19 protein-coding genes are annotated in these 22739 nt (G+C 73.0%); 2 read left to right on the top strand and 17 right to left on the bottom strand.

Features of this window, described 5'->3' with window-relative positions; translation table 11 throughout:
* Positions 1–6 precede the first annotated feature (6 nt).
* The 11 genes from ACIA8R_RS25565 to ACIA8R_RS25515 form a co-directional block, all read right to left on the bottom strand.
* Complete coding sequence (locus ACIA8R_RS25565; RefSeq protein WP_397040733.1) at positions 7–1629, bottom strand: dipeptide ABC transporter ATP-binding protein; 1623 nt, start codon at positions 1627–1629, stop codon at positions 7–9.
* Positions 1626–2483, bottom strand: coding sequence for an ABC transporter permease (locus ACIA8R_RS25560; protein ID WP_397040731.1), 858 nt, complete (start codon positions 2481–2483; stop codon positions 1626–1628). Before ACIA8R_RS25560 ends, ACIA8R_RS25565 begins: the two co-directional genes overlap by 4 nt.
* Before the next feature lie 6 nt (positions 2484–2489).
* Positions 2490–3395 carry an ABC transporter permease gene (locus tag ACIA8R_RS25555; RefSeq protein WP_364086627.1) on the bottom strand — a complete coding sequence of 302 codons (906 nt, stop codon included), beginning with the start codon at positions 3393–3395 and terminating at the stop codon, positions 2490–2492.
* Positions 3392–4993: an ABC transporter substrate-binding protein gene (locus ACIA8R_RS25550; protein ID WP_397040729.1), complete on the bottom strand. Its 1602-nt coding sequence runs from the start codon at positions 4991–4993 to the stop codon at positions 3392–3394. The genes ACIA8R_RS25555 and ACIA8R_RS25550 overlap by 4 nt, the downstream gene beginning before the upstream one ends.
* Positions 4990–6078, bottom strand: a complete 1089-nt coding sequence (locus ACIA8R_RS25545) for an LLM class flavin-dependent oxidoreductase (protein WP_397040727.1) — start codon at positions 6076–6078, stop codon at positions 4990–4992. Before ACIA8R_RS25545 ends, ACIA8R_RS25550 begins: the two co-directional genes overlap by 4 nt.
* A complete protein-coding gene (locus tag ACIA8R_RS25540; protein WP_357702823.1) occupies positions 6075–7109 on the bottom strand; it encodes an LLM class flavin-dependent oxidoreductase in 1035 nt (344 codons plus the stop codon). Before ACIA8R_RS25540 ends, ACIA8R_RS25545 begins: the two co-directional genes overlap by 4 nt.
* Complete coding sequence (locus ACIA8R_RS25535) at positions 7106–8275, bottom strand: LLM class flavin-dependent oxidoreductase (RefSeq protein ID WP_357702825.1); 1170 nt, start codon at positions 8273–8275, stop codon at positions 7106–7108. The genes ACIA8R_RS25540 and ACIA8R_RS25535 overlap by 4 nt, the downstream gene beginning before the upstream one ends.
* On the bottom strand, positions 8272–9594 hold the full coding sequence (locus tag ACIA8R_RS25530) for an NtaA/DmoA family FMN-dependent monooxygenase (RefSeq protein WP_397040725.1): 1323 nt from the start codon (positions 9592–9594) through the stop codon (positions 8272–8274). The genes ACIA8R_RS25535 and ACIA8R_RS25530 overlap by 4 nt, the downstream gene beginning before the upstream one ends.
* Positions 9591–10502 (bottom strand): glutathione S-transferase C-terminal domain-containing protein, encoded by a 912-nt coding sequence (locus ACIA8R_RS25525; RefSeq protein WP_397040723.1) that lies wholly within the window; start codon positions 10500–10502, stop codon positions 9591–9593. Before ACIA8R_RS25525 ends, ACIA8R_RS25530 begins: the two co-directional genes overlap by 4 nt.
* The gene (locus tag ACIA8R_RS25520) at positions 10499–11017 is read right to left on the bottom strand and encodes a flavin reductase family protein (RefSeq protein ID WP_357702831.1); all 519 of its coding nucleotides are present in this window, start codon (positions 11015–11017) and stop codon (positions 10499–10501) included. The genes ACIA8R_RS25525 and ACIA8R_RS25520 overlap by 4 nt, the downstream gene beginning before the upstream one ends.
* 362 nt (positions 11018–11379) lie before the next feature.
* Positions 11380–12720 carry a lanthionine synthetase LanC family protein gene (locus ACIA8R_RS25515; protein ID WP_357702833.1) on the bottom strand — a complete coding sequence of 447 codons (1341 nt, stop codon included), beginning with the start codon at positions 12718–12720 and terminating at the stop codon, positions 11380–11382.
* Positions 12721–12830: 110 nt separating this feature from the next.
* On the opposite strand from ACIA8R_RS25515, the gene ACIA8R_RS25510 reads away from it, so the two are divergent.
* On the top strand, positions 12831–13370 hold the full coding sequence (locus ACIA8R_RS25510) for a hypothetical protein (protein ID WP_364086616.1): 540 nt from the start codon (positions 12831–12833) through the stop codon (positions 13368–13370).
* Between the two features lie 28 nt (positions 13371–13398).
* Here ACIA8R_RS25510 and ACIA8R_RS25505 read toward each other — a convergent pair whose 3' ends face one another.
* Complete coding sequence (locus tag ACIA8R_RS25505; RefSeq protein ID WP_364086614.1) at positions 13399–13887, bottom strand: helix-turn-helix domain-containing protein; 489 nt, start codon at positions 13885–13887, stop codon at positions 13399–13401.
* Positions 13888–13965: 78 nt separating this feature from the next.
* On the opposite strand from ACIA8R_RS25505, the gene ACIA8R_RS25500 reads away from it, so the two are divergent.
* Entirely contained in the window at positions 13966–15387 is a 1422-nt protein-coding gene (locus tag ACIA8R_RS25500; protein ID WP_357702839.1) for an MFS transporter, read from the top strand.
* Here the strand turns inward: ACIA8R_RS25500 and ACIA8R_RS25495 are convergent.
* The 5 genes from ACIA8R_RS25495 to ACIA8R_RS25475 all read right to left on the bottom strand — a co-directional run bounded on the left by ACIA8R_RS25495 (position 15384) and on the right by ACIA8R_RS25475 (position 22660).
* A complete protein-coding gene (locus ACIA8R_RS25495) occupies positions 15384–16385 on the bottom strand; it encodes a LacI family DNA-binding transcriptional regulator (RefSeq protein ID WP_397040720.1) in 1002 nt (333 codons plus the stop codon). The two genes, ACIA8R_RS25500 and ACIA8R_RS25495, sit on opposite strands and share 4 nt — an antisense overlap.
* 7 nt (positions 16386–16392) lie before the next feature.
* Positions 16393–17295 (bottom strand): RNA polymerase sigma factor SigJ, encoded by a 903-nt coding sequence (gene sigJ / locus ACIA8R_RS25490; protein ID WP_364086609.1) that lies wholly within the window; start codon positions 17293–17295, stop codon positions 16393–16395.
* 57 nt (positions 17296–17352) lie between these two features.
* Entirely contained in the window at positions 17353–18645 is a 1293-nt protein-coding gene (locus tag ACIA8R_RS25485) for an ArsB/NhaD family transporter (protein ID WP_364086606.1), read from the bottom strand.
* Positions 18646–18819: 174 nt separating this feature from the next.
* Positions 18820–19599: a hypothetical protein gene (locus tag ACIA8R_RS25480; RefSeq protein ID WP_364086604.1), complete on the bottom strand. Its 780-nt coding sequence runs from the start codon at positions 19597–19599 to the stop codon at positions 18820–18822.
* Positions 19600–19921: 322 nt separating this feature from the next.
* Positions 19922–22660: an AAA family ATPase gene (locus ACIA8R_RS25475; RefSeq protein WP_397040717.1), complete on the bottom strand. Its 2739-nt coding sequence runs from the start codon at positions 22658–22660 to the stop codon at positions 19922–19924.
* Between the last annotated feature and the right edge of the window lie 79 nt (positions 22661–22739).

The raw sequence follows: 22739 nt of genomic DNA, 5'->3' as shown, positions 1-22739 counted from the left end.
AAAAGGCTACAGCAAACGTGGCACCGAAGCCACCAGGGCCTCGGTGTAGGCGTGACGCGGGCGGGTGAACACCTCGCCGACCTCGCCCTCCTCCACGACCTGGCCGTCCTTCATGACCAGCACGCGGTGGCTGACGTGGTGCACGACGCCCAGGTCGTGGGAGATGAACACCATCGCCGTGCCGTCCTCGGCCTGGATCCCGGCGAGCAGGTCGAGCACCTGCGCCTGGATCGAGACGTCGAGCGCGGAGACCGGCTCGTCGCAGACCAGCACGTCGGGGCGGGGCCCCAGGGCCCGCGCGATGGCCACGCGCTGACGCTGGCCGCCGGACAGCTCGCGGGGACGGCGGCCGGCCGTCCCCGGCGGCAGGCCGACCCGGGCCAGCAGGTCGAGCACGCGGGCCCGGCGTTCGCCGCGCGGCAGCCGCAACGGCTCGGCGACCAGGCGGCCCACGGTGTGGCGGGGGTCGAAGGAGCCCAGCGGGTCCTGCGAGACGAGCTGGATCCGGGGCCGCAGCGGGCGGCGGCGGCTCTCCGGCAGGTCGCTCCAGGGGCGTCCGTGCAGGCTGACCCGGCCCGCGTCGGGCTCCAGCAGGGCCAGGACCAGCCGGGCGAGCGTGCTCTTGCCGGAGCCGGACTCGCCGACGACGCCCAGCGTCTCGCCCTCGTGCAGGGTGAAGGAGACGTGGTCGACCACCACCCGCCGCCCGTACGCGCGGGTGAGGCCCGTGCCGGCCAGCACCCGGGCGTACGGGTCCGGCTCGCGTACGGCGATGGGCGGGCCGGCGGTGAGCCGGGAGCCCCGGGAGGCCGCCGACGGCACGGCAGCCAGCAGCGTGCGCGTGTACGGGTGGGCCGGGGCGCCCAGCACGTCCCGCGTCCGGCCCTCCTCGACGACCCGGCCGTCCTTCATCACCAGGACACGGTCGGCGATCGAGGACACGACGGCCAGATCATGGCTGATCAGCAGCAACGCCGTGCCGGCCGCCTTGCGTTCGGCCAGCAGCCGCAGGACTTGGGCCTGCACGGTGACGTCGAGCGCCGTCGTGGGCTCGTCGGCGATGATCAGCTCGGGGTCGGCCGCGATGGCCGAGGCGATCAGCACGCGCTGCCGCAGCCCGCCCGAGAGCTGGTGCGGCCGCTGCCGGGCCCGCAGGGCGGGCTCCGGCACGCCGACCGCCGCCAGCAGGTCGAGCACCCGCTCCGCGCGCCGGGCGCGGGGCACGACGTCGTGCGTGGCCAGCACCTCGGCGATCTCCGCGCCGACGGTGCGCAGCGGGTCGAGCGAGACCAGCGCGTCCTGGAGCACCAGCCCGGCGAACCGGCCGCGCAGCCGCCGCCACTCCCGCTCGCCGAACGCGAGCGCGTCCCGCCCGGCGACCGTGAACGCCGAGGCCGTCACGGACGAGCCCGGCCCGGTCAGCCCCAGCAGGGTGCGCGCGGTGACGCTCTTGCCCGACCCCGACTCCCCCACGATCGCCACGCACTCCCCGGCCGCGACCGACAACGAGATCCCGTGGACGACCTCGGCGTCGCCGAAGCTCACCCGCAGGTCCTCCACGGCGACCAGCGCGGAGCCGGCGGGCCGGGCCACGGCGGGCGCGGTGCCTTCGTCCCGGACGGCGGTCATGGGGTCCTCCCTTCGAAACGGCGTTGCAGCCGGCGTCCGACGACGGTCAGGCAGACCACGGTCAGCGTGATCGCCAGGCCCGGGAACAGCGCCTCCCACCAGGCGACGCGCAGGTAGTTGCGGCCCTCGGAGAGCATCGCCCCCCATTCGGCGGCCGGCGGTTGCGGCCCCATGCCGAGGAAGCTGAGCCCCGAGCCCGCGATGACCGCCGTGCCGAGCCCGATCGTGGCCAGCACGGGGACGGGCCCGAGCACGTTCGGCAGCACGTGCCCGAACGTGATCGCCGCGGGCGGGCGACCGAACGTGCGGGCCTGCTCCACGTACCCCGATCGGCGCACCACGAAGGTCTGGGCGCGGACCACGCGGGCGTAGTTGGGGATCTGCGCGACGGCGATCGCGAGGATCACGTTGACAGTGCCCGGCCCGGTGATCGCCACGACGAGCAGCGCGAGCAGCAGCTCGGGCAGCGTGGACAGCACGTCGAACGAGCGGGCCAGGGCCTCGTCCAGCCATTTCGGCGACAGCCCGGCGGCCAGCCCGAGCAGCGCGCCCGTCACGACCGCGAGCAGGGTGGCCCCGACGCCGATGCTGATCGAGTGCCGGGCGCCGTGGACGACGCGGGCGAGCACGTCCCGGCCGAGATGGTCGGTGCCGAGCGGGTGCGCGCCGCCCGGCGGGGACAGCGCGCCGAGCGGGTCGGCGGCCAGCGGGTCCGCCCCGGCGAGCAGCCCCGGCGCCAGCACGGCCAGCGCGAGCAGGGCGAGCAGCAGGACCGGCAGCAGGACCGGCGCCGCCGTCCGGAGCGCGGCGGCGGACGGGCGGCGGCGCGGGAGCGCGAGAACCGGCGCGCTCATCGCCGCTCAGCCCCTCATCCGCGGGTCGATGACGCGGTAGGCCAGGTCGAGCAGGGTGCTGATGGTCACGTACGCGACCGCCGACAGCAGCACGACGGCCATCACCACCGGCATGTCCTGCCCCGTGACGGCCTCCATGGCCACCCGCCCGAGCCCGGGACGCCCGAACAGCACCTCGGTGATCACCGTCCCGCCGAGCAGCGTGCCGGTGAACCAGCCGGCCAGCGTCACGGCGGGGATCAGCGCGTGCCTGAGCGCGTGCCTGGCCACCAGCGCCCGCTCGGTCAGCCCGCGGGCCCTGGCGGTGACCGCGAACGGCTGTTCCAGGGCCCGTTCCAGCCCGCCGCGCAGCACCTGGCCGAGCACGCCCGCGATCGGCAGCCCCAGCGAGAGCGCGGGCAGCACGAGCGCGAGCGGCCCCGCCGCCCCCGACACCGGGAACCAGCCGAGCGTGAACGAGAACACCGACAGCAGCACGATCCCGATCAGGAACGGCGGCACCGACACCGACACCAGCTCGGCCAGCGAGGCCACGCCGCGCGGCAGCCGCCCGCGCCCGGCGGTGACGATCGCGATCACCCCGGCGAGCGCGACGCCGACCCCGGCCGCCGCGAGCGTGAGCTGCGCGGTCGGCAGGATCTGCGTGGCCAGCACCTCGCCGACGCCGAGCTGGAGCCGGTACGAGCGCCCGAGGTCGCCGTGCAGCAACCGCCACAGATAGGACAGGTACTGGACGACCTCCGGCCGGTCGAGCCCCCATTCCTGGACGATCCGCGCCCGGATCTCCGGCGTGTCGGCCCCATCGCCGATCAGGATGTCCACGGTGTCGCCGGGGGCGAGCAGCAGCGCGAGGTAGGAGGCCGTGGCCGCCGCCCACAGGACGGCGAGCCCGGTCCCGAGTCGTCGGATCACGTCCCGATCCGTACGTCGTAGGCGCCGGCCGGCGTGCCGGACGCGGGATCGAAGCCGAGCCCCTGCACGCTCCTGCGCGCGGCGAGCTGGTCGGCGGGCACGTAGAGCGGGAACACGATCGCCTTCTCCCGCACCACCGCCTGCTGGACCTTGGCGTAGAGCTCCTTGCGCCTGGCCTGGTCGGAGCTGGCCGACGCCTGCGCGAGCCACTTGTCCACGCGCTCGTCGGTGAAGTGGGTCCGGTTGATCGCGCCCTGGCCCGGCAGGATGAGGTTGAGCGCCGCGCCGACGTCGGGGTCGCCGCGCGAGTTCTCGAAGATCTCGTACTCGTTCTCCTCCACGGCCTTCTGCGCGCTGCCCTGATCGACGATCTTGACCTGGAAGTCGATGCCCGCGCTCTGCTTGACCTGGGCCTGGACGGCCTGGGCGAGGATGTCGCGGCGGTCGCGGACGAACGGCGCCGAGGCGACCGTGCGCACGGTGAGCCGCCTGCCGTCCTTGACCCGGAAGCCCTCGGCGTCGCGCTGCCGCCAGCCCGCCGCGTCGAGCAGCGCGTTCGCCCTGGCCGGGTCGCCGCCGTAGGCCTTCTCCAGGGTGGCGTCGTAGAACGGGCTGCGTTCGCCGACGACGCTCCACGCCCTGGTGGCGGTGCCCTGGTAGACCGACCGCAGGACGGCGTCCACGTCCACGGCCTCGCGGAAGGCCTCGCGCACGCGCTGGTCGTCGAAGGGGGCGCGGCCGGTGTTGAAGTAGTAGGAGAAGGAGGTGCCGGCGTTGAGCGACGTGCGCAGGGCCAGGTCGGGGTCCTTCTTGATCAGTTCGACGTCGGTGGCCGGGACGCCCTCGATGACCTGCACCTGCCCCGAGGTGAGCGCGCCCACCCGGACCGCCGCCTCCGGCAGGAACCGGTAGGTGAGCTCGGAGAGGTAGGCGGGGCCCTGGTGCGCGGCCCCGGCGGGCGGCCACTTGTAGGCGGGGTTGCGGCGGTAGCGGATCTCCTGGCCGGGCACGTACCGGTCGAGGATGAACGGCCCGGTTCCGACCAGGTCCGTGCCGCCGAACTTGAGGTCCTTGGCGTGCTTGAGCGAGGCCGGCGAGACCTGCCCGGCGTACGGGGAGGCGAGGAAGTCGAGGAACAGCCCGTCGGGCTCCTTGAGCGTGATCCTGACCGTGTACGGCGAGACCACCTCGGCCTGGTCGAAGGCGCGCAACTGGATCGCCGAGACGGCCGGGTTGTAGCCGGGCACGCGGAACTGGTCGAGGTTGGCCTTCACCGCGGCGGCGTCGAACCGCGTGCCGTCGTGGAAGGTCACGTCCCGCCGCAGGTCGAGGGTGTAGGTCAGGCCGTCGTCCGACGCCTTCCACGAGGTGGCCAGCCAGGGGTGGAAGGTGCCGTCCTCGGCCCGCGAGAGCAGCGCGTCGAACTGGTTGAACACCAGCAGCCGGACCTTGTTCTGGGCCCACTGCTGGGGGTTGAGGGTGATCGGCTGCGTCTCGATCGCCCAGGTCAGGGAGGTTCCGGGGGCCTGCTCGGCGGGTCGCTGGGCGCCGCACGCGGCCAGCGCGAGTGCCAGCAGGACGGCGGGCAGGCGCTTCACGGGCGTTCCCAGGCTTCGGCGAGCAGCTCGTAGGAGCGCACGCGGTCGGTGTGGTCGTGGGTGATGGTGGTGACCAGCAGCTCGTCGGCCCCGGTGACCCGGCGCAGCACCCGCAGCCGCTCGGCCACCGTCTCCGGCGTGCCGACGAACTGCGTGTCGATCCGGTCCTTGACCAGCGCGCGGTCGGCGTCGGTCCAGACGTGCCGGGCCGCCTCCGCCGGCGTCGGGTACGGCATCGCCCCCTCCCCGGTCCTGATGCTGCGCACCCACAGCCCGTACGGCGAGGCCAGCTCGCGCGCTCTGGCCTCGTCCTCGGCCACCACCGCGTCGGCCGACACGATCACGTACGGCTCGGCCAGCTCGTCCGACGGCTTGAACGCCTCCCGGTACGCCTCCACGGCCTCCAGCACGCTGGACGGGCTGACGTGGTAGTTCGCCGCGAACGGCAACCCGCGCTCCCCCGCGACCTGGGCGCTCTGCCCGCCGCTGCTGCCGAGGATCCACACCCGCAGGTCGGCTCCCTCGCCCGGCACGACGTGCGCCTCGTGGGTCCCCTTGAGCAGCGCCAGCACCTCGTCGATCTGGTCGGCGAAGTCAGGCGTGACGGCTCCGGGCTGCTGGAGCAGGCTCGCCTGGAAGGCCAGGCGGGGCACCTTGGCCAGCCGCGACCAGTCGAAGGGCGGCGGGATGAGCAGCCCGTCCACCACCCTGGCCTCCTGGCCAGGCGGCCGCGCGGGGGCCGGCTCGGTCCTGCGCTGCCCTGACCGCCCGATCCCCAGATCGAGCCGTCCCGGATGCAGCGCGTCGATGACCCCGAACTGCTCGACCACCGACACCGGCGTCTGGTGACCGAGCTGTACGGCGCCCGAGCCGACCCTGATCGTCGCGGTGGCCGCCGCCACCAGGCCGATCAGCACGGCGGGGGCCGAGCCGGCCACGCCCCGGGCGAAGTGGTGCTCGGCCAGCCAGTAACGGACGTAGCCGAGTTCCTCCGCGCGGCGGGCGAGGTCGATGGTGTTGCGCAGCGCCTCGCCCGCGGTGCCGCCCGAGCTGATGGGGGCCAGGTCGAGGATGGACAGGCTCATGACGCGCTCCCCGGGAACGGACGGCTGGGGATCTCCTTGCGCAACGCCGGCGCGATCTCGGCCTGGAACAGCTCCAGCGTCTCCCGGTGCTGCCCCGGCGTGAGGCCGTCGGCGTCGGCCTGCAGGTGCATGACTTCGTGCCCGAAACGCTTGTGGTAGCGCAGCACCTTGTCGATGATCTGCTGCGGGCTGCCGACCAGGATCGAGCTGCGCTCGATGGCGTCCTCCAGGGTGGGGAAGACCGGCTCCACGCCGACCCGCCGGAACGTCTCCAGGCGGGCTTCGTAGATCGGCCGGTAGACGGCGACGGCCTCCTGCGAGGTGCGGGCCGCGTAGTAGCCCGCGGTGCCCGCCCCGACCAGCGCGTCGGCGGGGTCGTGGCCGTAGTGCGCCCAGCGTTCGCGGTAGTGGTCGATCAGCTCGGCGTAGGGCTCGATGGGGTTGGTGACGTTGGCCGAGAACAGCGGGTCGCCGTAGCGGGCGGCCAGGTCGACCGACTCCTTGCTGGTCGCGCTGCCGTGCCAGACCCTGATCGGCTTCTGCAGCGGACGCGGCCAGGTCTCGGCGTCGGTCAGCGAGGGGCGGAACCTGCCCTCCCAGGTGACCCTGTCCTCCCGCCAGAGCCGGCGGAACAGCTCGTACGACTCGCGGTTGCGCTCCCACTGGTCCTCGGTGGTGACGTGGAAGAGCTTGGCCTGCGCCGCGCCGTTCCCCTTGCCGACGATCAGTTCGAGCCGGCCGCCGGACAGGTGGTCGAGCGTGGCGTAGTCCTCGTAGGCGCGGACGGGGTCGAGCAGGCTCAGCGTGGTGACCGCGGTGAACAGCCTGATCCTGGACGTCCGGGCCGCGATGTGGCTGAGCACGACCGGGGGCGAGGAGGAGATGAAGGGCCGTTCGTGCCGCTCGCCCACGCCGTAGCCGTCGAAGCCGAGTTCCTCGAAGAGCACGGCGTTCTCGACGACCTCGCGGAAACGTTCCGTCGGTGATCTGCCGTCGTTGTGGACGATCAATGTGATGCCGAGAAATTTCATGACACCTCCGCGTACCTGCTCGCCGGGCGCGGCAGGCCGAGGAGCCCGCGTAACGTCCCGGCTTCGTACCTGCTCCTGAAGGCCCCGCGCCCGCGCAGCTCGGCCGTCAGCTCCCGGCTGATCCGCTCCAGGTCGTACGGCACCGCCCCCGGCCGCAGCCGGAACCCCTCGATCCCGGCCCGCCGCCACTCCAGCAGCAGGCCGGCCAGCTCCGCCACGCTCCCGGTGAAGATCGCCGCGTCGGAGGCCAGTTCGGCGCCGTCCAGCTCGTCGAGCCGCGCCTTGCGCCGGGCCGCGTCCGGGCCCAGGAAGACGACCAGGTCGGCGAAGATCTTGATCGTGCCGGACAGGCCCCGGACCTCCTCGACGATGTCCCGCGCGTGCTCGGCCGAGCGCGGCGTGACGAAGACGACGTCGGCGCTCGCCGCGGCGAACTCGTACGGCAGCCGCGCGTGGGCCAGTGCGGCCACCACCGGCTGCCCCTGCGGCGACCTGGGCGTGATGGACGGCCCCTTCACGGAGAAGAACCCGCCCTCGAAGTCGATGTAGTGGAGTTTGTCCCGGTCGATGAACCGGCCGGTGGCCACGTCCCTGATCTCGGCGTCGTCCTCCCAACTGTCCCAGAGCCGCCGGGCCACCTCCACCGCGTCGGCGGCCTCGGCGAACAGGGCGCGCACGTGCGGGTCGGCCGACAGGTCCACGCCGCCGGGCCGGTTCAGCACCTGGTCGATCGGGGGGAACCGGCGGCGGCCGAAGTGGGCCGCCTCGCTCGCCCGCGCCGAGATCTGCGGCCGCCAGCCCGCCCGGCCGCCGCTGACGTGGTCGAGCGTGGCGATGCCGATGGCCACGTGGAACGGCTCGGTGTGCGTGGTGGTGGCCGTCGGCACCAGGCCGATCCGGGTGGTGAGCGGCGCCAGCCGGGCCGCCAGCAGCACCGCGTCGAACCGGCCGCGCACCTGGTCGGTGCGGTCGTCGGGGCCGTCGGGCAGGGTGGACTGCGGTCCGAGGGCGTCCTCGACGGTGACGAAGTCGAGCAGCCCGCGCTCGGCCTCGGCGACCAGCCCCGCCCAGTGGCCGGCCGAGAAGAGCCGTTCGCCGGGGGTCTCGCGCCAGGCGGCGGGGTGCCAGCCCGCGCCGTCCAGCGCCACGGCCAGGTGCAGTGTCATGACAGCTCCAGGTGTTCGCGCAGGGTGGTCCCGGTGTACTCGGTGCGGAAGACGCCGCGTTCCCGCAGCACCGGCACCACGCGGTCCACGAACTCGTCCAGCCCGCCGGGGGTCAGGTGCGGGACGAGGATGAAGCCGTCGGCCGCCTCGGCCTGCACGTGCTCGTCGATCTGCCGGGCCACGCTCTGCGGGGTGCCGGCGAACGTCTGCCGTCCGGTCACCTCGATCACCAGCTCGCGGATGCTCAGCCCCTTCTCCCCGGCCAGCGCCCGCCATTTGGCCGCCACCTCGGCGCGGTCCTTGATCGGCACCCGTCCCTGGGAGACGCCTTCGGACAGGTCCGGCTCGACGTCGGGGAACGGTCCATCGGGGTCGAAGGCCGACATGTCCCGCCCCCACACCTGCTCCAGGAACGCGATCGCGGTCTGCGGCCCGACCTGCTGCCGCCGGATCAGGGCCGCGTTCTCGGTGGCCTCCTCCTCGGTGTCGCCCAGCGCGAACGTCACGCCGGGCATGATCTTGAGCTGGTGGGGTTCGCGGCCGTACCTGGCCAGGCGGCCCTTGACGTCGGCGTAGAAGCGCCTGCCGTCCTCCAGCCTGCCGTGCGGGGTGAAGATCACGTCGGCGTGGGCGGCGGCGAACTCGCGGCCGTCGTCCGAGTCGCCGGCCTGGATGATCACCGGGTGTCCCTGCGGGGCGCGCGGCAGCGTGAACCGGCCCTCGACGGTGAAGTGCCTGCCCCGATGGCTGACCGTGCCGATCGCGCCCTCCCTCAGGAAGCGGCCCGTGTCCGCGTCGGCGAGCACGGCGTCCGGCTGCCAGGAGTCCCACAGCTCGCGCGACAGCCGGACGAACTCCGCGGCCCGCTCGTACCGGTCGGCGCGGTCGAGGAAGCCGCCGCGGCGGAAGTTCTCGCCGGTGAAGGCGTCGGAGGTGGTCACCACGTTCCAGGCGGCCCGGCCCTCGCTCAGGTGGTCGAGCGTGGACAGCCGCCTGGCCAGCTCGTACGGCTCGTTGAAGGTGGCGTTGACGGTGCCCGCGAGCCCGAGCCGTCCGGTCACCGCGGCCAGGGCGCTGAGCACGGTCAGCGCCTCGGGCCTGCCCACGACGTCCAGATCGTGGACGCGGCCCTTGAGCTCGCGCAGCCGCAGCCCCTCGGCCAGGAAGAAGAAGTCGAACGTGCCGCGCTCGGCCGTCCTGGCGAGGTGGACGAACGAGGCGAAGTCGATCTGGCTCCCCGACCGGGGATCGGCCCACACGGTGGTGTTGTTCACGCCGGGGAAGTGCGCGGCGAGGTGCACCTGCCTCTTGCGCGTCACCGGCCCCGCCCGTGCGGCGTGTTCCAGGCGTCGGGCAGGCCCTCGATGGTCTCGCCGAACGCCGGGCGCTGGTAGAGGTCGCGGGCGTAGCCCCACAGGTGCTCGAAGTCGGGCAGCTCGCGCTCGCTGACGAGGTGGTCGCGGTTGTGCAGCGCATCGAATCTGGCCAGCGTCACCCACAGCCGCACGTCCGCCTCGGTGATCGTGTCACCGGTCAGGAAGCGCTGCTCGGCCAGGCGTTCGTCCAGGCGTTCCAGGGCCGAGACGACGCGGTGGCGCTCCTCCTCGCGGGCGGCCTCGGTGCCGGCGGGGGCCACCCGCGTGACGCCGGTGTTGACGTCGTGGTAGATCCACCCGTTCAGCTTGTCGATCTCGGCCCGCAGGTGCTCGGGGTAGAGGTCGACCGAGGTGTCGGCCCACTTCTCGAACTGGGTGGCCAGGTCGATCGTGATGTCGGGGAAGTTGTTGCTGACGATCCTGCGCCGCGCCCTGTCCCAGAGCACGGGCACCGAGATGTGGCCCGGGTAGCCCTTCTCGGTGGCGTCGTACGCCTGCTCCAGCAGGGTGAAGCCGTTGACCGGGTCCGGGCCCCTGCGCTCCCTGAAGGCCCAGCCGCGGCCGTCGCGCTCGTCGTCCACGTACGACAGCGTGACGACGTCCTCCAGGCGCTTGAGCTTGCGGACGATCACGGCGCGCTGGGCGTAGGGGCAGGTCCAGGCGACGTAGAGGTGATAGCGGCCGGGCTCGGCGCGGTAGCCGCTGGTCCCGTCGGCGGTGATGCGGTCCTGGAAGGGGTAGATCGGGCGGTCCCAGCCGGACGACAGGTGCAGGCGGCCGGGGCCGTACTGGCCGTAGGCGGTGCGGTCGAGCGGGCCGGCGTAGACCGGCGTGCCGGTGGTGGCGGTCACAGGTTCTCCTGGTGGGGTAGGAAGCGGCCGAACCGGCCCTGGTGGTAGAGGAGCGGACGGCCGGCGTTGTGCGTGGCCGCCTCGGCCACCAGGCCGACGACCAGCACGTGGTCGCCGACCTCGACGGTCTCGTACGGCAGGCAGATCAGGTGCGCGGAGACGTCCTGGAGCAGCGGCGCGCCCAGCGGCCCGGCCCTCCATCGCGTGGGCGCGGCGAACCGGTCCACTCCCTTGCGCGCGAACCGCGCCGCCAGCTCGGCCTGGTCGCTGGCCAGGATGTTGACCGCGAAGTGGTCGGCTCCGCGCAGCCACGGCCAGGTGGTCGAGGACTGGTCGACGTAGAAGGAGACGAGCGGCGGATCGAGGCTGACCGAGGAGAACGAGGTGGCCGTGAGCCCGACGGGGATGCCGTCGCTCTGCGCGGTGATCACCACCACTCCGCTGGCGTGCACGGCGAGCGCCTGGCGGAACACGTCCGCGCCGACGGCCTGCTGGTCGGGCAGCGTGTCGGTCATGCGCCGGCCCTGCCAGGTCGGCGGGCTCGGGACGGGCGGACAGGTCGGAATGCGATCACGGAAAGGCTCCTCACGGGAGAGAGGGCGTGCTCACGCCGCTCCCGGCGGCGGGGCCGGGAGCGCCGGGAAGGGGGCACGGAGAGGGGGATTCGTCAGCGGAGTCGTGGACGGCGTCGGCCACGCTGGAGCGCTCGGGGGAAGGCGGGCGGCTGCTGGTCCGTGATCAACGACACTGGGCGCTGGCGACGTGGCCGAAGTCCACGTGCGGGCGCCTGGTCAGGAGAGTGCCCTGGCTCATGCCCACGACGCTAGGCCGCCGCAAGCCGGAAGTCAATATTCCCTACTGGTTTTAAAGGGAATACCTATTGGGATGAATCGCGAAGTTTGGCGGACGGCACCGGGATCGCCGGGAAAGGGTTGTCCGGCAGCAGGATGACCCGGCGCGCCTGCCGGGACTGCAGGGCCGCGTCGAGGTGCAGCAGGGCGGCCCCGATGCCGGCCGCGCCGACCATGTACCCGGTGTCCGCGCTCACCTCGCCCGGACGCAGCCGCCGGTACGCCTGGTACCAGCGGAACCCCTGGCCGTCGTGGTTGTCGCCGCGTCCGATGAGGTGCTCGGCGAGCACCCGGGCGTGCTCAAGGCGGGCCTCGTCGCCGGTCGCCGCCCACAGGCCGACGAACAGTTCGAGCAGCCCGGCCGCGCCGCAACACTGGCAGGCCACGTTCCAGAAGCCGTCGGTCTGCCGGTGGGGGGCGCCGCTCTCGACGACGCCGTGCGCGAGCCGTTCGACCCAGTCGAGGTGGCCGGGGTCGCCGGTCACCCGGTACAGCTCGTAGAACATCCGGGCCACGCCCGCCGAGCCCGAGCAGAAGCCCAGGTAGTGCAGCTCGCGCCCCTGCGGCACGTGGTGGGGGACGACCGCGCACCTGCCCGCCACCGCGCTCACCTCGCGCACGAAGCCCGCGCCACGGGCGGCCGCCTCCAGGAAGCGCCGCTCCCCCGTGACGCCGAAGAGCCTGGCCAGCAGGAAGGCGGTGCCCGCCGTGCCGGACAGGAAGCCCGGGGTGACGGCGTCGAGGGGCAGGTCGGCGCAGTCGCCGAAGCGGTGGCCGGGCACGGCGAGCCCGGCGATGCGCTCGCCCGCCGCCACGGCCGTCTCCGCATAGCCCGGCACGCCGAGCGCCGCCGACGCCTGGAGCAGCCCCAGCACGATCCCGCCATCGCCGCGCTGTGCGGGCTCCCGCGTCCAGCCGGGCCCGCCGTCGAGCGGGCGCGCGGCCCGGACGATCGCGTCGGCCACCGCGACGGCCTCCTCCTCGAAGACGCCGTCGCCGAAGGCCCAGCCCGCCTCGATGAGCGCGACGAGGGTGCCGGTCAGGCCGTGGTAGAGGGACAGGTCGGCGCGTTCGCGCCAGGTGGCGGCCAGGTAGCGGGCGCCCCTGCGGGCGTCGTCCAGGTACGCCTCGTGGCCGGTCGCGGCGGCCAGTTCCAGGAAGAACAGCACGATGCCGGCCGCGCCCGCGTACAGGGAGGCGGAGTCGCCGGCGGCGGCCGACCTGCCCCGGGGGTCGGGGTTGGCACGCCAGTGACGGCCTCGGCCGTCGTCCACGGCGGCGGTGCGGATCCAGCGGCCCGCCATGATCGCGGCGGTCAGCGGAGTCTCGGCGCGCTCACTCGGCGAGCGGGTCCGGTCCAATCCCATGCTCCATTCTCCCACACTTCCGGTAGGAAAATTGGTGTTTCGCCAAGGGTTCGCCTCCATCATGACGGGTAACGGAACGATGACGGTGTGTACCGAACGGGGAGGGCGTCGTGAAGCGTCCCATCAGCTGTGCCGCGCTCCTGGCCCTGGTCGCCACGGGCTGCACGAACACCGGGTTCGACACGGGGCAGCACCTGCCGCAGAACGACGGCGCGAACGCCGACGCCAAGGGCGTCCTGCACGTGCGCAACGCCCACCTCCGGGCCGCCTCCGGCCAGGCGGCCTCGCCCGTCTCGCCCGCCTCCGAGCAGACCCTCTACGCCGTGCTGATCAACGACGGCCACAAGCCCGACCAGCTCCAGCAGATCACCGTCGACGGCGGCGGCTCGGTGCAGCTCTCCGGCGCCGCCACCGACATCCGGCCCGACCAGCCCGTGGGCACCAACGAGCAGCCCCTCGGCACGGTCACCGGCGTACGCGGACCCTCCGTGCCCATGACCTTCGTCTTCCGCGACGCGGGGGCCGTGCGGGTGATCGTGCCGGTGAAGCAGAACGCGTCCCAGCCCCCCGCCGGCCCGGCCGCCACCACCACCCCGGCGGCGCCGGGACACGCGCCCAAGCACGCTCCCCGGCACTCACCCGGCCACTGAGGCTGACGGCTGCCGACCGCCACGGCCGTCAGCGCATGCCCGCGAGCACGCCGCGCGCGACGGCGTCGCGTTCGGCCGCCCCCTCCGCCGCCGCCTCCTGCTCGCCCGCCACGCGCACGTCGTAGGCGGCGCGGGCGGCGGCGATCTCGCCCTGGTGCTCCTCGGTCCAGGTGACCAGGGCGCGGATGGTGGCGTGCAACGTGCCGCCCAGGGGCGTCAGCGCGTAGTCCACGCGGGGCGGCACGGTCGCATGGACCGTACGGCTCACCAGGCCGTCGCGTTCCAGGTGACGAAGGGTCCTGGTCAGCATGCGCTGGCTCACGCCGTCGATCATGCGGCGCAGCTCGGTGAAGCGCAGGCTGCGCCGGTCGAGCAGCGCGATCACCTGGAGCGACCACTTGTCGGCGACCCGGTCGAGGATCTGCCTGACCTCGCAGTCCTCCCGCTGGTCCCATTGCAGCACGTCGTAGTCGGTATCCCCGCAGTGACCGAGTGACATCGAAGTTCCGTCTTCCATGAGTCCCAATAGTCACCAAAAATGCTGCTGGTTACAAGAAGGAACCGACTCTTGTGGAAGGAATGCATCATGTCTCCCATGTCTCCCTCGAACGAGCGCATGGGCGCACGCGCGTGGAGCGCGCTGTTCGTCCTGGCGGGGGCCGTCTTCCTGGAAGGCATCGACGTGGCCATGCTGAACGTGGCGCTGCCGTCGATCCGCGCCGACCTCGGCCTGTCCACCGGCACGCTGAGCGGCGTGGTCAGCGCGTACGTGCTGGGCTACGGCGGGTTCATGCTGCTGGGCGGACGGGCCGCCGACCTGCTCGGGCACCGCCGCATGTTCCTGACCTGGATGACGGTGTTCCTGCTCTTCTCCGGCCTGGGCGGCCTGGCGACCGAGGGGTGGATGTTGCTGCTCGCCCGGTTCGTCACGGGGGTCGCCGCCGCGTTCATGGCGCCCGCCGGGCTGGCGCTGGTCACCGGCACCTTCCCCGAGGGCCCGCAGCGCACCAAGGCCCTCGGCGTCTACGCCGGGACCGCGGCCGGCGGCTTCTCGCTCGGCCTGGTCGCCGGCGGCCTGCTGGCCTCGATCGGCTGGCGCTGGGTGTTCTTCGCCCCCGTGGTGCTGTCGGCGGTGATCCTGCTGGCCGCCGTCCCGCTGGTCAAGGACTCCGGCGAACGGGCGCGGGGCTCGTTCGACCTGGCCGGGGCGCTGACCATCACCGGCTCGATGCTGCTGCTCGTGTACGGCGTGGTCCGCCTGGAGGCGCCCGCCGACGGCTCCGGCGTCACGCTCGCGACGTTCGCCGCCGGGCTGCTGCTGCTCGCCCTGTTCGTGCTGATCGAACGCCGCTCGGCCAACCCGCTGGTCCGGCTGGACATCCTGCGCTCGGGGCCGCTGGTCCGGGCCAACCTGGGCGCGCTGCTGTTCCTGGCCTCGTTCGCCGGGTTCCAGTTCCTGGCCACGCTCTACCTCCAGGAGGTGCGCGGTTGGAGCACCCTGCAGACCGGCCTGGCCATGCTGGTGATCGGCATCGACACGGTCCTGGCGCCCACGCTCACGCCGCGCCTGGTGAACAGGTTCGGCAACGCCCGGGTGCTGTTCGGCGGCATCGTGCTGTCGGCGCTGGCGTACGCGCTGTTCCTGCCGGTCGGCCCGGACTGGACGTACGCCGCCATGCTGCCCACCATGCTCCTGCTCGGCCTGGCCTTCTCGCTGACGTACGGCCCGCTGACCATGGCCGCGACCGAAGGCGTGGACGAGGACCGGCAGGGCCTGGCCGGCGGCCTGCTCTACACGGCGATGCAGTTCGGCACCGCGCTCGGCCTGTCGGCGGTGACCGCCGTGAACGTGGCCGCGCTCGGCGGGGGCACCGCGCCGACCCTGGACTCGCTCCGGATCGCGCTGGTCGTCCCGGTGGCCGCCGCGGTGGTGGCCGTGCTGGTGACCGCGTTCGGCCTGCGGGCCCGCGCCGCCGCCGCGCCCGTCGAGAGCCCGGTGCCCGAGACCGTCGGTTAGGACGATCCCCTGCGCAGGAACCGCCACGGCCGGACGATCTCCCGGCCGGGTGGCGGCTCCTCGGCCTGGAGCCGGTCGAAGAGCAGGCGTACGACGTCGGTGTAGTCGTGCCTGAGCGGGCCGACGGTGCTGAGCTGCGGGTTGCTGATGAGCCCCTCGTCGATGTTGCCGACGCCGACCACCGCCAGATCCTCGGGGACGCGCAGCCCCGCGTCCCGGGCGGCCCAGATGACGCTGATCGCGGCCCGGTCGGAGGCGGCGAAGACCGCGTCGGGACGGTCGGGCGAGCGCAGCAGTTCGGCGGCGGTCTGGTAGGCCGAGACCCGGTCGTCCGCGCCGGAGGTGATGATCCGGTCGGAGACGCCGTGCCGGTCGAGGGCCGTGGTGTAGCCCAGCAGGCGGCCGACCGGCCGGTCGCGGTAGAGCTCGTAACGCTGGCCCATGAACGCGATCCGCCGCCGTCCCCCGGCCACCAGGTGCTCGACCGCCTCGGCGCACGCCTCCGTCTCGGGGGTGCGCACGACGTCGCAGCCCTCGGGCACCTCCTCGTTGCGCAGCGCCACCATGGGCAGCCCGGCGGCGGCCAGCTCGGCCAGCAGGTCGCCGGTGAGATGGTCACCGGTGACGTTGAACAGCGCGCCGTCGGCGATGCCGCCGAGCAGCACGTCGACCGCGGAACGGGCGCGGGCCGGCGAGTAGACGGCCAGCGTGACCACCGAGTAGCCGCGGGCGTCGGCCATGTCGTGCAGGTCGGCGGCCAGCCGCTCGTCGGCGGGCACCCCGCCGAGCGAGCCGAGCACCAGGCAGACCCGCTGCGTGCTGCGCCGGCGCAGGCTGCGGGCGGCCTGGTTGGGGGTGTAGCCGAGCTGTTTGGCGGCGTCGAGCACCCGTTTCCTGGTCTCCGCGCCGACGGGACGGTCCCGGCCGCTGAGCACGTAGGAGACGGTCGCCACGGACACGTTCGCCAGTTCGGCCACCTGGCGGGCTGTAGGTCTCACGCCTAGATCATGGCTCCTTCCGCACCCTGGAGAGCTTGTCGGGGTTGGCGACCGTGTAGATGTCGCGCACCTGCGACCCGTCGGGGGTCAGGTCCACGACCATGACGGCGAACGGCGCGTTCTCCACGAACACCACCGCCGAGGGGTCCCCGTTGGTCTCTCTGTACTGGATGTCCAACCCTTCCATCGGCTGGGCGGTGCGCGCGACGAGCAGCCGGGCCACCTTGTCCCGGCCCCGGACCGGACGCGGGCCGCCCACCACCGACTTGCCGCCGCCGTCGGCCCACAACGTCACCTCCGGCGCCAGCAGCTCCATCAGCGCGTCGAGGTCGCCGCCGAACGCCGCGGCCACGAACCGTTCGGTCACCTCCTGCTGGACGTGCGCGTCCACCCGGTTGCGCGGCCGTCTGGCCTGGACGTGCTCGCGGGCCCGGTGCGCGACCTGCCGTACGGCGGCGGGGCTGCGGCCGAGCATGCCGGCGATCTCGGTGTGCTGGAAGGCGAACACCTCGTGCAGGATGAACACGGCCCGCTCCAGCGGGGTCAGCGTCTCCAGCACCACCAGCAGCGCCAGCGACACCGACTCGCCCCGCACCACCTCCTCCGCCCCGTCGGCCGCCCTGTCGGCTGCTCTGTCGGCTGCTCTGTCAGCCGCGGTGACCAGCGGCTCGGGCAGCCACGGCCCGACGTAGGTCTCGCGGCGGCGGCGCAGCGCCGACTGGTGGGCGAGCGCCTGGTTCACGGCGATGCGCACCAGGTAGGCGCGCGGGTTCCCGATCTCGTCCGGATCTCTCGACGACCACGACAGCCAGGTCTCCTGGAGCACGTCCTCGGTGTCGGAGACGCTGCCGAGCATGTTGTAGACGATGGAGAACAGCAGCTCCCTGTGGCCGGCGAAAACGTCCGTCATTCCAGGCATCATGTCCTCTGAGAGCGTTCGCGGCCCCCTGGTGTGACATGAGCCGCGTCACGCCAGGTAGCGCAGCCACAGGTACGGCGTGGCGAGCGCGACCGTCGTCACCGTGACGACCAGGCCGTACTTCGTGAACTGCCAGAAGCTGATCGGGGTGCCGTTGCGGGCCGCGATGCCGAGGATGACCACGTTCGCCGCCGCTCCCACGGCGGTCGCGTTGCCGCCCAGGTCGGCGCCGAGCGCCAGGGCCCACCACAGCACCTGCGCCGGTCCGTTGCCGCCGTTGGCCTGGACGAGGTCGGCCACGATCGGGCTCATGGTGGCCACGTACGGGATGTTGTCCACGATGGCGGACAGGCCCGCCGAGGCCCACAGCAGCACCATCGCGGTCAGCCCGAGCTCACCGTGCGTGGCCCGCGCGGCGGCCTGGGAGACCCGGTCGATGACCCCGGTCTCCACCAGCGCCCCGACCATGACGAACAGGCCCGCGAAGAACACCAGCGTGGGCCACTCGACCTCGGCGATCGCCTCCTCGGTGGTCACCTTGGTGAGGGCCACCAGCACGCCGGCGCCGAGCAGCGCCACCACCGACGGCTCGTAGTGCAGCACGGGATGCAGCACGAACGCCGCCATCACCAGCGCGAGCACGGTCAGCGACTGCCACAGCAGCCTGCGGTCGGCGATGGCCTCGCGCTCGTCGAGCGCCATGATCTCGGCCGCCAGCTCGGGATCGTAGGTGAACGACCGGCGGAACATCACCCGGCACAACCCGATGAAGACGACGATCAGCACCACGATCAGCGGGGTCAGGTGCACGAGGAAATCGTTGAAGGTCAGCCCGCCGCGGCTGGCGATGATGATGTTGGGCGGGTCGCCGACCAGGGTGGCGGTGCCGCCGATGTTGGAGGCCATCGCCTCGGCGATGAGGAACGGCGCCACCGGTAGCGCCAGCCGCTCGCAGACCAGGAACGTCACCGGCGCGATCAGCAGCACGGTGGTCACGTTGTCCAGCAGCGCCGACGCGCCCGCGGTGATCAGGATCAGCAGCACCATGAGCCGGAACGGGCGTCCCCTGGCCCGTTTGGCGGCCCAGATGGCCAGGAATTCGAAGACGCCCGTCTGTTTCAGCACGCCGACGATGATCATCATGCCGAGCAGCAGGAAGATGACGTTCCAGTCGATGCCGGTGTGCTCGTCGAAGAAGGCCGCGCCGCCGTCGGTGGCGTGCAGCACCAGCATGATCCCAGCGCCGCCGAGCGCCGCGGCGACCCGGTGCACCTTCTCGGTGGCGATCAGCGTGTACGAGACGAGGAAGACGGCGACCGCCAGCCACGCGGTGACGGTCACGGCGGACCACCTGGGAAAGCCTTCAAGGAGAACTCCACGATCGACGGCAGAATCGCCGACCAGACTTCCCGGCACACCTCACGACAACTTACCAAACAGACGCGATCGAGCGGGACCGGCAGACTGGCCGCCCGTACGGGGGCCAGGCGCCGGTCGCGCCCTGTGGCGTGGCGGTCAGGCGACCTCGAACTCGCCCCTGAAGTCCGCGTTCAGCACGCTGCCGGACGCGCCCGAGACGCACGAACCGCCGAGCAGGTGGCTGCCGAACCGGCCCGTGAACGTCTTGCCCCTGAACGGCCCGGACTGGATCGTCCCGGACACCTTGGCCGTGTCGTGCACGACGTCGACGATGCGCGCACTGGCCATGCTGGTCTGCTTGGTGCCTCTGATGGTCCAGTCGATGGTGACCGTGCCGATGCCCCCGGGCGCGGTGCTCCCGGCGGAGGCGGCGCGGTCGCGGACGACCCCGTCGGAGGCCCCCCAGCGCTCGCGGTCGTAGACGATGCGGTCGGCCATCTCGCGCTCGTCGCGGTCGTGGATGATGCGGTCGGCCAGGTTGTGGCCCTCGCGGTCGTAGATGATGCGGTTGGCGAGGTTGCGCCGCTCGTAGTCGCGGGTGCCGAACACCTGGTCGAACGCGTTGCCGCCGCCGGACGGGCGCCCTCTTGAGGTGAACGCCCTGCTCCCGTCGCAGTTGGAGTGCACGCCGTTGAAGGTGGCGTGGAGCTGGGCCGCCGTGACCCCGGAGCCGCTGCGGTCCACGCAGTTCCATGCGCCCCTGTCGGAACGTTCCGTCTGCGAGAGCCGGCCCGCCCCCGGCAGGTACTGGGCCTTGCCGGACACGGTGCACGAGATCGCGGCCGCGGCGTGCGCGGCCCCCGGGACGACGACCGGAGCCAGGACGGTCAACCCGGCGGCGGCCAGAGCGGGCAGTGACGTGGCGAGAGTGGGCATGACTGCTCCTTTTCGAGACAGGACGGGTCGGCGCATCACAACGGGATGGGCCGACCTGTCACGACAGGACAGGTCGACGCGAGCCGCCGGCCGGGCCCGCCATCGCTCTCCGGTGAGAGGTCCCGATCTCGGACGCTACGAGGCGAGACGCAAACGTCGTCCCAAATGGCCGCACGTGGCGTCCCAGATGTACGGACTCACCCCTGCCTGTCCCGCCAACGGGTCTGCTTGGCCTGGCCCAGGTGCCGTCGCCCATCGGCCCCCCTGCCGGAGAACTCGACCACCACGCCCGACCACCGCGCGGCCTCGTTCAGCGCCGCGATCACACGAGCCCGTGCGTCCGGGCGGCGGCGGCCGCCTGGGTACGGGTGGAGACGTCGAGCTTGCTCAGGATGTTGGAGACGTGCACGCTCACCGTCTTCTGCGCGATGAACAGCCGCCCGGCGATCTCCCGGTTGGTCAGCCCCTCGGCGACCAGCCGCAACACCTCGACCTCGCGCGCGGTCAGGCCACCCTCGGGCTGCCCGCCGCCGAACCGGGCCCGCCTGCCGAACTCCAGCAGCGCGGCCTCCAGCGGCGCGGCCCGCAGGCTGCCGGCCGCCTCCTTGGCCAGGGCCCACTCCGCCTGCGCCGCCTCCCGCTCGCCGGCCGCCAGCAGCGCCTCGGCCAGCCGCCAGCGCGCCCTGGCCACCTCGTAGACGAAGCCGAAGTCGAAGGCCGCGACCACCTCGCGCCACAGCTCGACGTCGAGCCGCCCGTGGAGGCGGTGCCAGTCGGCCTCCACCCGCAGCGTCCAGGCCTGGCCCTCGGGACCGAGGTGGCCACCTTCGCCGGTCGGCCCCTTGGTGGCGGCGAACCGGGCGCGGGCCAGCAGGTCGTCGGCCCCCTCCGTGGTGCCCAGCTCGGCCATCGCCCACAGGCCGACGGCGGCCAGCCGCAGCGCGCCGGACTCGCCCTCGTCGAGCGTGGCCATGGCCGCGTGGACGTGGTCGAGCGCGGCGGCCGGGTCGCCGTTCCACAGGGCGTGCTCGGCGGCCATGCCCCGCGACATGTACGTCGCCAGCGGATCATGCCAGAACGGACGCAGCCACCCCAGCCGCTCCTCGACCACCGGCAACCCTCGCCCCACCTCGATGAACAGGGCGAACGACGACAGGATGGCCTCCGACAGCGTGCCCACCCGCGCGCCGAACCCGGCGGCCACCGCCTCCGCGGCGTCCCACTCGCCGGCGACGTAGTGGATGAGCAGGCGCAGGAAGCGCAGGTCGGTGCCGTAGGTGCTCCAGTTGAGGCCGGTGCTGACGGCCAGCTCGATGCCGTTGTCGGCCACCTCGGCGGCCTGGGCGAGCAGGCCCTGCTCGTAGTGGATGCGTGCGTGGTGGAAGCGGGCCCGCAGGTCCATCGCCAGGTCGCCCGTCTCCCGGGCGGAGGCGCTCTCGACCAGCGAATGGGCCCGCGCCACATCACCCCGCTGCTCAACGTAGCTGGCCAGCGTGAGCAGCGCGCCCACCTCGGCGTCGACGGCGCCGCACGCGCGGGCCGTCTCCAGGGCGCGCGCGGTCAGCGGCTCGACCTCGTGGTGGCGCGCGGTCCACAGCAGCGTGCGGGCCTGGGTGGCGAGGGCGCGGGCGAGGCTCGGCCGGTCTCCGGCCTCCTCGACCGCGCGCTCGGCGGCGGCGATGGCGCCGGGCGGGTCGTTGGTCTCGAAGAGGTAGTAGGCCAGCCGCTCGTCGACCTCGGAGGACGACGGCAGCGCCCGCAGCCGGTGGACCGCCCGGTGGTTGTCGCCGCTGTCGGCCGCCGCGACGGCGCTGCGGAAGGCCAGCGCGACCCGGCTCTCCCCGGCCAGCTCGTCGGCGCCCTCGACGCGGTCCCACAGGGCGAGCGCCTGGTCATAGTGGTTGTGGGCCTCGGCGGGCGCGCCCAGCCGCTCGGCGTCCCGGCCCGCCTGGGCCGAGGCGGCGAGCGCCCCGGCCAGGTCGTGGCTGGCGAGGTGGTGGTGGGCCAGCTCGGCGGGCGAGGTGAGCAGACGGGTGAAGTCGGCGTGGAGCCTCGTGCGCTCGCCGGGCAGCAGATCGGTGTAGACCGCCTCCTGCAGCAGGGCGTGACGGAAGGTGTAGCCGTGGCCCTGCACCTTGAGCAGGCCGCGCGAGACGATCTCCCTGACCGCCTCCTCGAACTCGGCCAGCGGCAGGCCCGAGACCTCGCGCAGCAGCTCGTCCTCCACCCGGCGGCCGGCCACCGCGGCGGCGCGCAGCACCCGCTGCCCGGCCTCGGACAGCACCTCGACCCGCGACAGCAGCAGGCTGGCCAGCCCGTCGGGCAGGCTGTCGCCCTCGGACATGGCCGCGAACAGCTCTTCGGCGTAGAACGGGTTGCCGTCGGCGCGCGAGACGATGACCCCGAGCTCCTGCGCCCCCACCTCTCCCAAGGTCGTGACATAGTCCGACATCTCGCCGGACCCCAGCGGACCCAGCTCCACGTTCGTCACCGACGGCAGCCGCTTCAGCTCGGCCAGCACCCCGCGCAGCGGATGGCGGCGGTGGAGGTCGTCGGTGCGGTAGGTGCCGGCCACGCAGACGCGCTCGCTCTGGAGCATGCGGCTGAGGAAGACCAGCAGGTCGCGGGTGGAGCGGTCGGCCCAGTGGAGGTCTTCGATCACGAACAGCACCGGCTGGACGTCGGCCAGCAGCCCGAGCAGCGAGCCGAACAGCCGCTGCTGGGTGAGCCCGGCCGAGGGCGCCCCGCTCTCCTGGCCCGGAAGGAGCTGGCCCAGCATGGGATGGGCGGCGACCGCCTCGCGCACGCCGGGCTCGGCCCCGCGCAGCGCGTCGGCCAGCGGCAGGTAGGGCAGCGCGTCGCCCAGCTCGGCGCACTGGCCGACCATGACGTGGAAGCCGCGCTCGCGCGCCTCGGCCACCAGCTCACCGGCCAGACGCGTCTTGCCGATCCCCGCGTCGCCGCCGATGAGCGCGACCCCGGCCGTGCCGCCGGCCGCGGACTCCAGCACACGCACGAGCTTGGACAGCTCGGCCGAGCGCCCGACGAGAAGACCGTTCACGCCAGCAAGTGTGCCACGCTCCTGCGACATTTCATTGGTCCGCCCGACCGCCGCGGAATTGGCCCTCATCGTCATACCA

Origin of the sequence: Nonomuraea sp. NPDC051191, from assembly GCF_044455665.1 — a bacterium.
Lineage (GTDB): Bacteria > Actinomycetota > Actinomycetes > Streptosporangiales > Streptosporangiaceae > Nonomuraea.
Note: the sequence above shows the minus strand (reverse complement) of the source record. Positions and strands in the feature narration are given on the sequence as shown.